The following is a 15,454-nucleotide window of genomic DNA, read 5'->3' as shown; positions in this document are numbered from 1 at the left end:
GGGGGAGCCGTCACCAACCTCCGTAGGGGACGGTGATGGCCTCCATGTAGTGGCCAGACGGATCCTGGAAGTAGACCCCACGGCCCCCGTCGTGGGTGTTGATCTCTCCGGGATGCTGGCCGCGTGGGTCGGCCCAGTGCTGGATCCCACGCTCACGGATCTTGGCGATCAGTGAGTCGAACACGTCCTCCGATACGAGGAACGCATAGTGCTGGCCGGGGAAGTCGACACCGGGCTCGGCGTAGTCGAGCGACACCCCGTTCCCCAACTTGACGACCTGAAAGTGCCCGGCGGGTTGCGGCTCGGGGAGCCCGAGCAATTCGGCGAGGAATCGCGCGGAGTGCACCTTGTCCTTCGCGGCGACGATCGTGTGGTTGAAATGAACGGTCATGGGAGGTGGGCCTCGTTCTCCATTCGAACATGTACTGGAGCAGGGCGTGTAAGCAGGCATCACCGGAACGAGTAAGATGCCCGCGCCCATGATCAAACTCTATCAGTTCCACCCCTCTGGCAATTGCTACAAGGTCCGTCTGCTGCTGCACCAACTCTCGATTCCCTTCGAGACGCAGGAGGTGGACCTGACCGCGGGAGAAGCACGCACCGCGGAGTTCAAGGCGAAAAACCCCATCGCCAAGACCCCCACGGTGGAGCTGGAACCGGGAGTGTTCCTCGCCGAGTCCAACGCCATCCTCTGGTACTTCGCCGAGGGCACGCCGTTCATTCCCAGCGACAAGCTGGAGCGGGCGCGGATGCTCCAGTGGATGTTCTTCGAGCAATACAGCCACGAGCCGTATGTGGCGGTGGCGAGAGCGTGGCTCACCTTCTTCGGCATTCCGCCCGGCAAGGAGCGGGAGTTGGAAGAGCGCATCCAGAAGGGATACGTCGCCCTCGATGTCATGGAGGGGGAATTGACGAAGCGGCCCTTCTTCGCGGGCGAGCACTACAGCCTCGCGGACATCGCGTTGTACGCGTACACGCATGTGGCGGAGGAAGGCCGGTTCGACCTGGGACGCTACCCGGCCATCCGCGCCTGGTTCGAGCGGGTGCGAGCCCAGCCCCGCCACCTGCGCATCACCGATTCCACTATACTCAAATCCGGCTAACACCCAGTAAAACATTACTTCCAAGTTTAAATCGACTAACATGTTGACACTCCGATTTCGGCACTCGCAATGTTGGCCCGTCGCCGAGGTCGGCGACAGGGAGCGCGTCCACGACGCGCATTGCAGGGGAGCACACCATGCCAAAGTCGAAGCAACTCTCATCCCGCCTCAGTTCCGCCCGCCGAGCCTGGCCGACGCTCGCCGCCCTCGCCCTGGCCGCGATCGCGCCGACGGCCCATGCCGATTCGATGGTCTACGGCGGCGGCCCGTTCTATTCCGGTGGCACCGCGGTGATGGACGACCTGCGCAACTCGGGCTTCACCACCGTGATGCTGTGGAGCTTCCACATCGAGGACAACGGTGACCTCGTCTACAACGACATCCCGGTGGTCAAGAACGGCGCCTACATTGGCGACCCGGCCTGGCCAGCGCGGCTGGCCACGCTCAAGACCGCGCCGACCTCGGTCAATCGCATCGAAGTATCGATCGGCGCCTGGGGCGTTCCCGATTTCGAGCGCATGATCAAGCTGGTCAACGGCACCGCCGCCGGTTGCGGCAGCACCCTCGTCTGCGGCACCGGCAGCAACAGCATCCTGTACCGCAATTTCCAAGTGCTGAAGACCGTCACGGGCGCCACCGCGGTCAACTTCGATGACGAGAGCGCCTACAACCTCGCCCCGACCACCCAGTTCGGGCAGATGCTGATCGGCCTGGGCTACAAGATCACCTTCGCGCCCTACACCAATCAGAGCTTCTGGAGGAGCCTCAAGGACAACCTCGGCAGCGCGGTCGACAACATCTACCTGCAGGTGTACGACGGCGGCGCCGGCAACAATCCGGCGAGCTGGAACACCGCGATGGGCATGACCGTCGACCCGGGCCTGTGGTCGCGCCACGGCACCAACTGCGGCAGCGGCGACAGTCCGGCCACGGTGCAGAGCAAGATGAGCAACTGGAAGGCCACCGCCGGCATCGGAGGCGGCTTCATGTGGCTGTATGACGATATCCAGAAGTGCTGGTCGCAGGGAACGACCGCGCAGTACGCGGCGGCGATCAACACCGCGGTCAGCGGCAACACCCCGCCCGTGGCCAATTTCGGTGTCACCGTGAGCGGATTGACCGCGACCTTCAGCGACTCCTCCAGCGACAGCGACGGCAGCATCACCTCGCGCAGCTGGAATTTCGGCGACGGCAGCGGCTCGACCACGACGAATCCCAGCCGGGTCTACGCCAGTGCCGGCAACTACAACGTCAGCCTGACCGTGACCGACAACGGCGGCGCCAGCCACACCAAGACCCAGACCGTCTCGGTCGGTGCCGGCTACGCCAACCTGGCGCTCAACAAACCGGTGACCAGCTCAACCGCCTGCAACAGCAGCGAAACGCCGGCCAAGGCGGTCAACGGCAGCGTCTCCGGCGGCACCACCGACAAGTTCTGCTCGTTGACCTCTCCGTCCTGGTTGCAGGTCGATCTCGGCTCGGCACAGACCGTCAGCAGCTTCGTGGTCAAGCACGCCGGCGCGGGCGGCGAATCGAGCACCTGGAACACCCGGGCCTTCACCATCCAGACCTCCAGCAACGGCAGCACTTGGAGCACCCCGGTGACGGTGACCAACAACACCGCCAACACCTCGACCCACTCGATCAGCGCCACCTCGGCGCGCTACATCAAGCTCAACGTGACCACCCCGTCCCAGAACGGCGACCCCGCGACGCGCATCTACGAATTCGAGGTGCGCTGACCCCGCCGATTGCGTCGCACGTGTCGTGCCGCTGATGCACCGCTTCGCGCGACGGGTGCGCGAGCGGGGCATCACGAACGGCGTGGAGGAAACCTGGAGCCTTTCATCCGCGAGTGACTACGGCGCGGGCACCGCGATCGTCATTCGCACCGGCCGGTGATCACTGCCGGTCTGAGGCAGGTGGCGCAGGTCGTTGGTGCTGATCTCGGGCGACACGTAGAAGCCGTCGATACGCGTGCCCGTATCGGGTCCACGCGGCTTCAGCCCGGTGCGAGCACCGATGTCATTCGGATCGTCGTCGACCACCTTGTTCCAGTCCGCGCCAAGGACGAGTATGCGCCCGCTGCGCTTCGCGAAAGCCACGACATTGTCCGCCATGACGGCATAGGGACTGCCGAGTCCGGTCTGACAACGCGCCGGAGGCAGGTGCAACGACGCGGTGCGGATCCATCGGTTGTTGTTCAACTGAACATCCACCTGGGCAATCCACCGGGTCATGATGCCTCCCTGCGGAGAGTCGCAGTCGTTGGCATCGACTCCCTTCACCAATTGCAGTTCACCGATGCTCTTGACCGCCGACTTGCGGATCACCACGGCACTGCCCTGCCGGTCCTCTGACGACGTGTCCTGGCGAACAGCCCAGCCGTCACCCAGGATGTCGCGCAGCCGGACGTTCTTGGCCTCCTGAACGAACACGATGTCGGCCTCGGGCCCGATCGTGTTCCAGTCGTTGCGAACCGCATCGGGGCCACGGAACGCGAGGTTGGCCGTCACCACGCGCAACTGCTCGTTGGCCATGGCCGCGACTTTCGGCGCGGGCGCCGGTTGAACGCTGGCGAGCGCCGCACCGGATGTCACCATCACGGCGAGTGCCGCCCCCATCAGGGGGACGAATCGTTTGATCAGCGGCGCGGGACTGTGGGTCATGCTCATCGCTCCTCTCGGCGTATTGCTCGTCAGCATCGTGCACGCCCAGACTGTCCCTCATCTCCAGGCAAGTCAAGGATTAACAGGAAAACACCCTTATAGGAGTGGACGACGCACCCGGTACGCTAGTGAGAGCTACGGGCGCGCTCGGACCCCGAGGGGAACACGGCGATATCCGGCCCCCGGAGCCGCACGGGCGTGGGGACCACTTCCAGCGCGTTTCCCCGCACCTCGCAGGTCCCTTCCCGGGTGGGCACCTCGCGCACGATGTTGAGCGTCTCCGGCCGCGAGAACTTCAACGGACTGGTGGCCAGCAGCCGCTCCTGCTCATGGCCCGCGTCCGCGTCGCTGTAGGCGATGCTCATGCCCGCGAAGCTCCCGGGCGGCAGCTTCACCTTGAGCCGGTAGCCCTTGAGTTCCTGGGCCGCCCCGCGCAGCTCCACGCGCTCCACCTCCGGCGTTCCCGTGGGCTTGCCATACGCGGGGAACACCAGGCCGGTGGTGACGCCAATGCCCCACTGCACCAGTCGCTCGTCGGCCTCGGGCTTGCCACACCCCGTCAGGGACTCCGGGGACTTCGGACCCAGCCACAGCTGCACATGATCCTCCTGGCGCCAGTTGTTCCCGCCCTCGCCCACCCACAGGTCGTCGCGCACCTCGAGAATCAGGATGTCCGGCGCCACCAGCAGGGCCTTGAGCGAGGCGTCGCGTGCATTCCGGAGCTTGCCGAGCACCAGGTGCTTCGCCGGTAGCGCGCAGGCGCCCAGTTCCACCCGCTTCCAGCCTTCCTCCAGATAGGCCGCGTCCATCTCCACGCGAGGCAGATAGGGCAGCGTGCGCTTGCTGGGCGCGAAGGGGCCATCGCTGCACGTGGAGGGCCCGAGCGACCTGCTTCCCTGGAGCGTGGTGAAGTCCCACACGGAGCTGTCCTCGACCTCGTCCCCTCCCGTGATGAAGTTCATGTGCCCCTCGCGCACCCACTCCCAGGGAGACAGCCGCAACACGCGGGTGTGGCGCCAGAGCTGGCTCCCACCTCCCAGCCGCGAATGGGAAACCAGGCCCTTCTTCACCTTCACCACATCCTCGCCCCGCTGCGCGCTCCCGTAGCCGTCGTTGCACACCGCGAGCAGGAGCTGGGAGGCCTCCGACGACACCGCCCACCACTCAGCGGCGGCGCAGTCGTCCTCCGCGAGGCGGCCCTGGGCCTTGCGGCCCGTGCCGAGCTTGCGGCCCGAGTCCTCGGGGGCGTCATCGAAGGAGAACCATCCGAGGTCCAGGCGCACCACGCGCAGCGGCTGGCCCCGAACGTCCGGCCCCGCATCGAGTGTCTCGACAACCCGGCAGGGCGCGCGCCCGGCACACAGCGATTCAGGGGACGTGGGTGCGGCGCCCAGGAAGATCCACAGCAACGACGGCAGGACGAGAGGCATGGCGGGATGAAATCGAGTTCAACGGCGGAGGTGTCAGCCGACTCACCGAGGGCGTGAAGCAGTTTACAGACGCAGGATGGCCGCATCGCCTGGCGGATGCACCACGCCCGCCGAAACCGGGGGCGGGCGCTATGCGCGCGCGTTGCTGAAGGTGGTCGACGCGGAGAAGCCCCCCCTGCGCGTGCTCTTCGGCCAGATGCCGACGAAACTGGTGCAGCACCTCTATACCCAGCGTCTGAAGACCTGGGGCGAGTGGGAGCAGGTCTCGGTGGAGGCCGAGGGGACATCGCCGTCCTGAGCCGTGGAGCCCAAGCTTTTTCCGTTCCTTGATTTCCTGGAAATTCATTTAAAAATCATCTAGAGAGGGTTTCCACCGAACCGAGCGCCGAGACACTCCTCGCACCGGCTTCGTGGAGAACCCCCATGACCCGACTCCCTGGCTTCACACGGAGGGGCAGTGCCGTCTCGCGGCTGCTGTCCCTGTTCTGTGGCCTGTTGTCGCTCCAAGGCGCACAGGCGGCCTGGACGCTCAAGGCCCCGCCCCTGTCCACCCAATGGACCTCGCAGGTGTCGCCCACGAATGCGCTGCCGGAGTATCCCCGGCCGCAGATGGTGCGCACCGACTGGCTCAACCTCAATGGCGAGTGGCAGTTCGGCAACGCCACCGCGGGCCAGACGCCGCCCTTCGGGCAGAACCTCGCCGAGAGCGTGCTCGTCCCCTTCCCCATCGAGTCGGGCCTGTCCGGCATCAAGCGCCACCAGGAGCGCATGTGGTACCGCCGCACCTTCACCGTGCCCTCCACGTGGAGCGGCCGCCGGGTGCAGCTCCACTTCGGCGCCGTGGACTGGGAGGCGAGCGTCTACGTCAACCGGCAGCTCGTGGGCACGCACCAGGGCGGCTACGACGCGTTCAGCTTCGACATCACCGGCAACCTCAATGGTGGCACCAACGAGATCATCGTCGGTGTGTATGACGCGACGGACGCGAGCGGCCAGGCCGTGGGCAAGCAGACCAACAACCCCCAGGGCATCGAGTACACGCCCGCCTCGGGCATCTGGCAGACGGTGTGGCTGGAGCCCACCCCCGCGGCGCGCATCACCCGGCTGGACATGACGCCGGACGTGGCCGGCGGCGCGCTTCGCCTCACGGTGCAGGGCGCCGGCGTGGCGGGCCAGACGGTGGAGGCGGTGGCCTTCGATGGCGCCACCCAGGTGGCCAGCGTCACCGGCGCCGTGGGCTCGGAGATCCGCCTCCCGGTGCCCAACGCCAAGCTGTGGAGCCCCGACAGCCCCTTCCTCTACGACCTGCGCGTGTCGCTCAAGAGCGGCGCCACGGTGGTGGACCAAGTGACGAGCTACTTCGGCATGCGCTCGGTGGGGCTCAAGCTGGTGGGCGGCGTGCTGCGCCCGGTGCTCAACGGCCAGTTCGTCTTCCAGGTGGGCACGCTGGACCAGGGCTACTGGCCGGATGGCGTCTACACCGCGCCCACGGACGCGGCGCTCAAGTTCGACATCCAGAAGCACAAGGACCTGGGCTTCAACCTCATCCGCAAGCACATCAAGGTCGAGCCCCAGCGCTGGTTCTACTGGGCCGACAAGCTCGGCATCCTCGTGTGGCAGGACATGCCGTGCATGGACTCGGGCAGGACGCCCACCACCGCCGCGCGCACCCAGTTCGAGCTGGAGATGCGCGAGATGATCGACGAGCACCGCAACTCTCCCTCCGTCATCGCCTGGGTCATCCAGAACGAGGGCTGGGGCCAGTATGACCAGGCGCGGCTGGCCTCGCTGGCCAAGGGCTGGGATCCGAGCCGGCTCGTGGACAACATGAGCGGCATCAACTGCTGCGGCGCCGTGGACGGTGGCAACGGCGACTTCGCGGACTGGCACGTCTACGTGGGTCCGGGCTCCCCGCCCGCCTCGGCCACGCGCGCCGCGGTGCTGGGCGAGTTCGGCGGTCTGGGCCTGAAGATCGACGGCCACTGGTGGAGCCCCAACGGGCAGGTCTTCGTCTACGAGATGATGCCCGACAGCGCCACGCTCACCAGCCGCTACGTGGGGCTCGTGCACGGCCTGCAGACGCTGATGAACCGGCCGGGCCTCAACGCCTCCGTCTACACGGAGATCACCGACGTGGAGGGCGAGCTCAACGGCTTCTTCACCTATGACCGCGCCATCCTCAAGGTGGACGCCGCCCAGGTGCGCACGGCCCACCTGAACCTCATCGCCGCGTCCAAGGCGCTCAACAGCCAGGGCCTGCTCGGCTCGGGCGCACACCGCTCGCTGCAGGTGATGTCGCCCGGCTACACCCACCGCTACCTGCGCCACATCGAGAGCCTGGGCGTCACCGAGGCCGTGGACGGCTCCGCCAACGCCACGCTCAAGCAGGACACCACCTTCCGGATCGTCCCCGGCCTGGCGGACTCCGCCTGCTACTCCTTCGAGCCGCGCAACTTCCCCGGCAGCTACCTGCGCCACTTCAACAGCCGCATCCGCCGCGACCCGCGCGACGGCTCGGCGCAGTTCGACCAGGACGCCACCTTCTGCGCCCGCGCGGCGCTGGACGGCTCCGCCACGGGCGTGTCCTTCGAGTCCAAGAACAAGCCCGGCTTCTACCTGCGCCACCGCAACAGCGAGGCTTGGGTGGACGCGCTGGAGAACACCCCGGGCTTCCGCCAGGACGCGACGTGGGGCATCGCCTCGCCCTGGTGGCGCAGCGAGGCCAACGCGCCCCAGGGCACGTACCAGTCCCTCCAGGTGACGACGGCGGGCTACACCAACCGCTACCTGCGCCACCTCGACAGCCTCGGCTTCACCGAGGTGGTGGATGGCGGCAGCACGGTGGTGCTCAAGCAGGACGCGACCTTCAAGCTCGTGCCCGGCCTGTCCGAGTCCAGCTGCTACTCCTTCGAGTCGCGCAACTACCCGGGCCAGTACCTGCGCCACTCCAACAGCCGCGTGCGCAAGGACGTCCGCGACGGCTCGACGCTCTTCGACCAGGACGCCACCTTCTGTGCCCGGCCGGGCCTCAATGGCGGTGGCGTCTCGTTCGAGTCCTACAACTTCCCCGGCAAGTACCTGCGCCACTACGCCGCCGAGGTGTGGCTGGCGTCGGGGTTCGGGCTCAACTGGGACTCGGCCGGCGGCTTCAACGCGGACGCGACCTGGAATGTCGCGGCGCCGTGGGCCCCCTGAGCGGCTGACGTCATGTGACACCCGGGCCCGGCCGGGGAGCCAGACGCGCTCCCCGGCCGGGCCCTCGTGCTTCATCCAAGGGCACTCACACCCTCACGGCTCGGGCCTGTGACGCCGCGAACAATGTTCAAGGGGCTACGCGCCCGCCGATCTCCGGGAAGCGCTCGTAGGCCCGTTTGAGCGCGTCAAGGTGGGCAGGGTTGTCCAGGTCGAGCGGCGCGTCCGTGAGCTGCACGACCCACCCGCCCGTCGCTGTACGCCGCGAGCGCGAAAGCAGCTCCGAGTCGCGGGCCGGGTCCGGAAAGCCGATGGCCCGTGCGGCGGCTGCCGACCAGTAGTTCAGCCACCCCAGGTAATGCGGAATCTCAGGCGCGGGGAGTTCCCATGGGAGTTTGAGCGAGGGCAGCCCTTTAGGCGGGACATGCGGCTCCTCCCCCGAATGGCGAAACTGCTCCGAGACTGTCACGGCTATCCCATCCGGATCCACGCGCCCCCAGAACGCGCGAGCGCCCTCCGCAACAGCTTCTAGCATGTCCGCTGCCACTGCGATGCCGGTTGCGTTGAGCGGCAGGGCCGCATGGACTTCAAACTGTGCCTGACCACCCGGCGAGGTGCCCGCGGGGCTTTCCCATCCAGACACCGTTACCCGGTAGCGCTCGTCGCCATTGCAAATGAGCCGAAACCCCCTTCCGGTCGACCTCCCTTGGGCGATCCATGACTCGCGCGGCGGTAGCCGGACCAGCTTCCCCTCGCGAGAAATCGTCCACTCCAGGCGTAAACCAGGGAACGCGCGTTCCATTCCATCAACAACAGCCAAAGGGCGGCTGTCGGCGCCTACGAGCGCAGGCGCGTAGACGATAATAGCAATGTCGTTTTCTTGCGTTGCAGGCATTTCAGCACCAATCCATGATGACAACTTTGAGGGTGGGGTCTTGCTTGAGCAGGGCAGCTTTATGCGTTGCACTGCGCACACCGACATTGAAGTCAAATCCGCGGGCCAGAGCGAGGACGCGCTCATGCCGTAGCTCCGGCACCTGATCCTCGAGCACAATTGACCTAATGAGTCCTGGCGAGTCCGTTCGGAGTATGACGGTGCGCCCCAACAGCCACGAACGAGCGTGCCAAGGGCGCAGCTCAGGCCAGGGCGAGCGCCAACGCGGCGGTCAAGCCTACGGCACGCTGGCGCCGCGGGCCTCGGCGCGCTCCCACACCTGGAGGTAGCCCTCGGCCGAGTTCATCAGCGGATCCAGGTCCTGGCTACGGAGACCCTGGCGGTGCAAGTCCGCGATGAAGTCCGGGAGCAGGCCGACGTGGGCCAGTCCGTCCTCGTTGATGTCGAAGACCTTGCCGCCCACCACACTGCGCTCCAGCTTCGTGGGGCTGTTCTCCACCGCGATGCTCAGCGGGTAGCGCGTGCGGGCCACCTGCTGGGCGGAGCTGCCGCCGTGGCAGGCCTCGCCGCCGAAGCGCGGGCTCGGCAGGCCGGCCAGGCCGTTGAAGTCCGTGCCGAAGCCCACCGGCATCCCGCTCAGCTGCTGCGTGAGATAGAGATACGCCTGCGCCCAGCTCTGCGAGGTGTTGCCGCACTGGTGCTCCACCACCGGCTGGCCCGTGCCGCGCCAGGTGGGCACCTCGTCTCGCGAGCCCTGCTCCACGATGAGCGACACCATGCCTCCCACATCGCGGATGCGCTGGAGCTGCTCGGCCTTGAGGCTGCCCTCGTGGCGCTTGCCGCCGCGGGCTGTCTCGAACAGCGTGGTGTGGCCGCTCACCACCGGGTAGCCGTAGGGCTCCACCATCGCCAGGGTGTCGTCGAAGGCCCGTTTCGACATGTGATCGATGTCGATCAGCATCTTCCGGCGCATCATCCCGCGCACCAGCGTGCGGCCCAGGCTCGTGAGCCCCTGCGCGCCGCAGATGGGGGCCTTGGTGATGTCCCGCTTGTACTCGTAGCCCTCCTGGGAGCAGTCGCGCGAGTCCCCCTGGGTGATGAGGTTGGTGAGCGCCGGGCCTCCGAAGGCGTTCTGCTTGAAGTGGACGGGGTACAGGTGACGCAGGCCCAGCGCCTGGTAGTGGTCCAACCGCGCCTCCACATAGGCGGCGGTGCACGCGCCGTCGCGGCGACAGTCGAAGAGGTAGTCCACCTCCGCGCCCAGCACCACCGCGAGCTTGCCCTGAGCGATGACGGCTCGAGCCTCCGCGGGCGACTTCACGATGCGGTACCAACCCAACCCCGCGCCGCCGGCCTTCGAGTCAATGTAGCTCTGCATGTTGTAGGCCTCGGCGATCTGCAGGTCCACCGCCTCCATGTCCTCGCCCGTGCGGCCCGGCGCCTTCTCCGCGTAGATGGGGAAGCCGAGCAGGTCCTGGTTGTTGACGGCCAGCATCACCATCAGCCGCAGGCCGCCCTGCACGGCACGGGAGAGCCAGTCCTCATACATGGACTGGTGCGTGTAGCTGTTCCAGCGAGGCCAGCCGTCGAACTGCGGGGAGCCGCCCACCAGGTGGCCCACTCCGCCCGAGCCATAGCCCAGGGTCGCCATGATGCTGCCGAAGGAGTCTCGTGTCCCTCCAGGCCCATGGACGCTGTCGCACCAGGGCAGCGCGGTGGACAGAGGGCCGTACGCCTTGCCGAAAAAGGCCTTCCCCCCGAAGGCGAGGTTGGCGAACTGGTGCGAGTGCAGATCCGCGAAGCCCTTCGCGGGTGCCTTGCAGTAGCAGGTGACGGCGGTGTCGCCCTGGTCAGCGGCCACGTCGTCGCAGGACACGCAGGTGCCCGCATGCGGGCCGCTCGTCACCTGCCCCTTCACGCACGCGCCGCGCTGGCCCCAGTTGGCGTCCCGGTTGGCGCAGAAGGCATCGCAGCTCACCGCGCCGTTGTTGCCAGGCTTCGAGAAGGTGCCCGCCGGCGGGGGGGCGCTGCACTCCGTCACGGGGGTGCAGGTGGTGTCGACCACCTCGAACTCGCCCCACATGCCGGCGGTGCCCTTGTTCGTGCAGCGGGTGGGGTGCAGGAAGGCGTAGCCCGCGACGGTGGCGCCGGTGGCCTGGCACGCGCTCTCCCACGAGGTGTTGCGCGGCACGTTCAGCAGCTGAGCCGAGTACTGGCGCCGGCCCGAGTCCGTGCAGCGATCCTTCTGGAACGTGCCCCAATAGGGAGCGGCGATCGCCGAGGAAGCGGTACACAGCATCCACCCCAGCAGGGTGAAGCGAAGCATGCTCGTCATGTGTGGTGACTCCGAGGCCGTGTCTGTCGGTCCTCTCGTTGGATTCACCACGGTATCACGGGACGGACACCCTCCCGTGACGAGTCCCGAGCGCTTTTCCTCTGAATCAGGATGGGAAACAAGCCGGGGGGAGGCGAAAGCCGACACGGGCTTGCCGCGAATGGTGGTACGAGCGGCGCTTCGAGCGCGAGGGACCCTGATGCATTTGCGAGTTTCCGAAGAGATGACGCAGCGCTTCCCGGATTTGCGGATCAGTTTCGTGACGATCCAGGGAATGGACAACACGGGCGACAGCGAGGGATTGGCCGCGGAGCTGCGCGCGGCCGAGGCGGACTTCCGCGCCCGCGTGCCGGACGAGGAGAAGCTGGGCGAGGACGCGCGCATCCGCGCCTGGCGCGAGGCCTATCAGGCCTTCAAGGTCAACCCGAAGAAGTTCAAGCCCAGCGCCGAGGCGCTGCTGCGCCGCGTCGTCAAGGGCTCGCAGGTGCCGTGGATCAGCAAGGCCGTCAATGCCTACCTGCTGGCGGAGCTGTTCTACCTGCTGCCGGTGGGCGGGTATGACCTCCGGGGCGTCCAGGGAGACGTCGTGCTGCGGCTGTCGCCGGGCAGCGAGCCCTTCCGGGCCATCGGCGCGAGCGAGGAGGAGCACACCGACGCGGGCGAGGTGGTGTACGCGGACGACGCCAAGGTGCTCACGCGCCGGTGGAACTTCCGCGACTGCGATGCGGCCAAGGTGGAGACGGCCTCGCGCGACATCGCCCTGTTCGTGGAGGCACCCTCCGCCCTGGTGCGGACCGAGGACCTCGTGGGACTCACCCAGCTCATCGGCCAGAAGATCCAGCAGTACTGCGGCGGGACGATCCGCACCGGGCTGCTCGATCCCAAGCAGGCCACGAGCATCGCCCTGCCCCTCTAACGCGGAGAACTCCTTCTCGTCGCGCCCTTCGCCGGAGACAACCATGAATCAAGGCCAACCCAGCAAGAGCGCAGCCGCTACGCGGAGGATACGCTCGCGCGGGCCGTGGCCGCGGGTGTCAGGCAGTACGTCCTCCTCGGGGCGGGTCTGGACACCTTCGCCTACCGCAATCCCTTCGTCGGCGTGCGCTACTTCGCGCATCGCGCGGACGGACTGGCCCTGCACAACTGGATAGAACACCTGGTCAGTGCGTGGCTCCCCGTGGATTGAGGTCCTCCCCCTCGTGTCATGCGGTTCAAAGTGTCCACCATGTCCTGGCGCATGGTCTTTGTCTTCTGCCTCCTATCGCTGCGGCCCCCCCAGGCGGTGGCCCAGGAGGCGCGTCCGGCTGGAAAGTCCGTGCTCCTGCTCATTCCCGAGGATACGGCACTGCCCGCCATGGCGACGCTCGTCGCCAGTCTCCGCTCCTCCTTGTGGGAGGCCCAGGACGGCCCGATCACCCTGGATGTCGAGAGCCTGGATCTAGGTTGGGCCCGCGGGTCTGCCTACACACACGCCCTGCACACCTGGTATCTGGCCAAGTACCGGGAGCGTCGGCCGGATGCCCTTATCGCCTTCCGCTCCGACGCCATCCAGTTGGCCCTGCAGCTGCGCCGGGAGCTGTGGCCGGATATCCCGATGATCGTCCTCTCCGAGGACGAGCGGCTCTGGGAGCAGCAGCCTCGCCCGGAGCGGGTGGCGGGCCTCTGGCTGCATTATGACATGCGGGCCACCGCGGAGCTGGCCCTGCGGCTGCTGCCCGGCACACGGAGGCTGGCGCTCGTCAACGGCTCCAGTCCCTGGGAGCGCGCTCAGCAGGAGCAGATGGTGCGAGAGCTGCAACCGCTGCTGGCGCGGCGGGGGCTGGAGTTCATCGACCTGAGCAACCTGCCGCTGGCCGAGCTGCTCGAGCGCGCGAGGACCCTGCCGGAGGACACCACGGTCCTCACCTTCACCTTCATGACCGATCCCAGCGGGAAACCCTTCGTGGGGCGCGAGATCGCGCGCATGTTGCTCTCCGCCAGCAACCGGCCCTGCTTCGCCCTCCACGACACCGTCCTGGGTCTGGGGTTCGTCGGCGGAGCGCTCGTCAGCTACGAGGCCGTGGGCCAACAGCTGGGCGTGCTCACCTCCCGCGTGTTGCGCGGAGAGCAGGAGGAATTCCTCGCGCCCCTGAAGCCGGCACCCGTGGACACGCTGACGGTCGATGCCCGCGCGCTGCGGCGCTGGGGCATCCCCCGCGATCGGGTGCCTCCCGGAGTGCGGCTCGCCTTCGACGAGCCCACGCTCTGGGAGCGCTACCGCTGGTGGGTTCTGGGAGCCCTGACGATCAGCGGCCTGCAGGCGCTGGTGGCCGGGGGGCTCGTGGTGGAGCGCCGCCGCCGCATGCGTGCCCAGGCCGAGCTCCTCGAGCGCCAACGCTTGGAGAAGCTCGCGGAGATGGAGGCGCGTCGGACCCTGGATCAGCTGGCCCACGTGAGCCGGGTGGCCGCCCTGGGCGAGCTGGCCGCCTCACTGGCTCATGAGCTCAACCAGCCCCTGGCCGCCATCCTCAGCAACGCCCAGGCCGCACGCCGCCTGCTGAACGCCACCCCCGCGCAGCTGGACGAGGTGCGCGAGGCCCTCGGGGACATCATCTCCGACGACAAGCGCGCGGGCGAAGTCATTCATCGCATGCGCGCGCTGCTCAAGCGGGGGGAGCCCCGGCAGGAGCTCCACTCGCTCAATGACCTGGTGTGCGAGGTGGCGCGCCTGCTGGCCAACGACATGCACTTGCGCGGCACGACCCTGCGGCTGGCGCTGGCCCCGTCGCTGCCCGCCGTCCAGGGGGACGGAATCCAGCTCCAACAGGTGGTGCTCAACCTGCTCATCAACGCCATGGATGCCATGGCCGATGTCCCCGCGGGCCAGCGCCAGCTGCGGGTCCACACCGCCTCGCCAGGCCCGGGGCAGGTGGAGCTGAGCGTGCAGGACTCGGGAGGAGGGATCGAGCCGTCGCGGCTGGCCCTCATCTTCGAGCCCTTCTACTCCACCAAGGAGCACGGGCTGGGCATGGGGCTGTCCATCAGCCGCTCCATCGTCGAGGCGCACGGCGGCCGCTTGCGAGCCGAGAGCCTTCCGGGACAGGGGGCTCTGTTACGGTGCGTGCTTCCCGCGGCGCGCACGGAGTCCTCGCCATGACACAAGCCCCCGCAACCATCTTCCTCGTGGACGACGATGAGTCCGTGCTGCGGGGACTGGGGCGGCTGCTGCGGGCCGTCGGCTATGCCACGAAGCCCTTCGCCTCGCCCTCCGAGTTCCTCGCGCAGCTGTCCGGGGACACGCCGGGCTGCGCCGTGCTGGACCTGCGGATGCCGGGGCTGAACGGGCTGGAGCTGCAACAGGCCATGGAGTCCAGGGGCTGCCACCTGCCTGTCATCTTCATCTCCGGCCACGGGGATGTGCCGGCCAGCGTCAGGGCCATGAAGGCCGGCGCCGTGGACTTCCTCCTGAAGCCCTTTGATGAGCAACAACTGCTGGGAGCCATCTCCGAGGCCTTGCGCAAGGACGCGGAGGCCCGCGCTGGCCGCGCCGAGACAGCCGCGCTGCATGCCCGTCATGCCGTCCTCACTCCCCGCGAGCGCGAGGTCTGCGCGCTGGTGGCCCAGGGGCTGACCAACAAGGAGGTCGCCCAGCGGCTGGGCACCACCGAGAAGACCATCAAGGTGCACCGCGCCCGCGTCATCCAGAAGCTGGACGTGGACTCGGTGGCGGAGCTGGTGCGGTTCGTGGACCGGCTGGGCCAGGGCTGAGCCCGCGCTGTGTAAGCACTCGGTCCAATATCCATGACCTGACACGCTGATAGGTTCCTGGCTCGTGAGGAATGGAACTTCGA

General features: G+C 67.5%; 13 protein-coding genes and 1 pseudogene. 8 read left to right on the top strand and 6 right to left on the bottom strand.

Annotated elements, in window-relative coordinates; all coding sequences use genetic code 11:
• Positions 1-10: 10 nt before the first annotated feature.
• On the bottom strand, positions 11-391 hold the full coding sequence (locus tag MEBOL_RS35140; protein ID WP_095981502.1) for a VOC family protein: 381 nt from the start codon (positions 389-391) through the stop codon (positions 11-13).
• Between the two features lie 88 nt (positions 392-479).
• Here MEBOL_RS35140 and MEBOL_RS35135 point away from each other — a divergent pair, with 88 nt between their 5' ends.
• Together MEBOL_RS35135 and MEBOL_RS35130 are read left to right on the top strand one after the other, a co-directional pair.
• Entirely contained in the window at positions 480-1,103 is a 624-nt protein-coding gene (locus tag MEBOL_RS35135) for a glutathione S-transferase family protein (RefSeq protein ID WP_095983198.1), read from the top strand.
• Between the two features lie 137 nt (positions 1,104-1,240).
• Positions 1,241-2,845: a PKD domain-containing protein gene (locus tag MEBOL_RS35130; protein WP_095981501.1), complete on the top strand. Its 1,605-nt coding sequence runs from the start codon at positions 1,241-1,243 to the stop codon at positions 2,843-2,845.
• Between the two features lie 117 nt (positions 2,846-2,962).
• Here MEBOL_RS35130 and MEBOL_RS35125 read toward each other — a convergent pair whose 3' ends face one another.
• Together MEBOL_RS35125 and MEBOL_RS35120 are read right to left on the bottom strand one after the other, a co-directional pair.
• Complete coding sequence (locus MEBOL_RS35125; RefSeq protein ID WP_095983197.1) at positions 2,963-3,772, bottom strand: endonuclease/exonuclease/phosphatase family protein; 810 nt, start codon at positions 3,770-3,772, stop codon at positions 2,963-2,965.
• A 125-nt stretch (positions 3,773-3,897) separates the two neighbouring features.
• Positions 3,898-5,202, bottom strand: coding sequence for a DOMON domain-containing protein (locus tag MEBOL_RS35120; RefSeq protein ID WP_095981500.1), 1,305 nt, complete (start codon positions 5,200-5,202; stop codon positions 3,898-3,900).
• 76 nt (positions 5,203-5,278) lie between these two features.
• On the opposite strand from MEBOL_RS35120, the gene MEBOL_RS41585 reads away from it, so the two are divergent.
• Both MEBOL_RS41585 and MEBOL_RS35115 read left to right on the top strand, forming a co-directional pair.
• A complete protein-coding gene (locus tag MEBOL_RS41585) occupies positions 5,279-5,500 on the top strand; it encodes a hypothetical protein (RefSeq protein ID WP_157823846.1) in 222 nt (73 codons plus the stop codon).
• A 125-nt stretch (positions 5,501-5,625) separates the two neighbouring features.
• Positions 5,626-8,397, top strand: a complete 2,772-nt coding sequence (locus MEBOL_RS35115) for an AbfB domain-containing protein (protein WP_095981499.1) — start codon at positions 5,626-5,628, stop codon at positions 8,395-8,397.
• 127 nt (positions 8,398-8,524) lie between these two features.
• Here the strand turns inward: MEBOL_RS35115 and MEBOL_RS35110 are convergent, their stop codons facing one another.
• From MEBOL_RS35110 to MEBOL_RS44210, 3 genes are all read right to left on the bottom strand, one after another.
• Complete coding sequence (locus tag MEBOL_RS35110) at positions 8,525-9,289, bottom strand: DUF5953 family protein (protein ID WP_095981498.1); 765 nt, start codon at positions 9,287-9,289, stop codon at positions 8,525-8,527.
• A gap of 1 nt (position 9,290) precedes the next feature.
• The gene (locus tag MEBOL_RS43390) at positions 9,291-9,431 is read right to left on the bottom strand and encodes a DUF6310 domain-containing protein (RefSeq protein ID WP_245920207.1); all 141 of its coding nucleotides are present in this window, start codon (positions 9,429-9,431) and stop codon (positions 9,291-9,293) included.
• Between the two features lie 135 nt (positions 9,432-9,566).
• Entirely contained in the window at positions 9,567-11,624 is a 2,058-nt protein-coding gene (locus MEBOL_RS44210; RefSeq protein WP_095981496.1) for a membrane dipeptidase, read from the bottom strand.
• Between the two features lie 259 nt (positions 11,625-11,883).
• On the opposite strand from MEBOL_RS44210, the gene MEBOL_RS35095 reads away from it, so the two are divergent.
• From MEBOL_RS35095 to MEBOL_RS35080, 4 genes and pseudogenes are all read left to right on the top strand, one after another.
• Entirely contained in the window at positions 11,884-12,540 is a 657-nt protein-coding gene (locus MEBOL_RS35095) for a B3/B4 domain-containing protein (RefSeq protein ID WP_170115655.1), read from the top strand.
• A gap of 63 nt (positions 12,541-12,603) precedes the next feature.
• Positions 12,604-12,810 (top strand): annotated as a pseudogene (locus MEBOL_RS42415) (class I SAM-dependent methyltransferase); the annotation flags it as partial.
• A 39-nt stretch (positions 12,811-12,849) separates the two neighbouring features.
• Positions 12,850-14,760 (top strand): sensor histidine kinase, encoded by a 1,911-nt coding sequence (locus MEBOL_RS35085; RefSeq protein WP_095983196.1) that lies wholly within the window; start codon positions 12,850-12,852, stop codon positions 14,758-14,760.
• Positions 14,757-15,371, top strand: coding sequence for a response regulator transcription factor (locus MEBOL_RS35080; RefSeq protein WP_095981494.1), 615 nt, complete (start codon positions 14,757-14,759; stop codon positions 15,369-15,371). Before MEBOL_RS35085 ends, MEBOL_RS35080 begins: the two co-directional genes overlap by 4 nt.
• The last annotated feature ends 83 nt before the right edge of the window (positions 15,372-15,454 follow it).

The organism is Melittangium boletus DSM 14713, from assembly GCF_002305855.1.
GTDB classification, from domain to species: Bacteria; Myxococcota; Myxococcia; order Myxococcales; family Myxococcaceae; genus Cystobacter; species Cystobacter boletus.
This window is presented reverse-complemented; position numbering and strand designations above follow the sequence as displayed.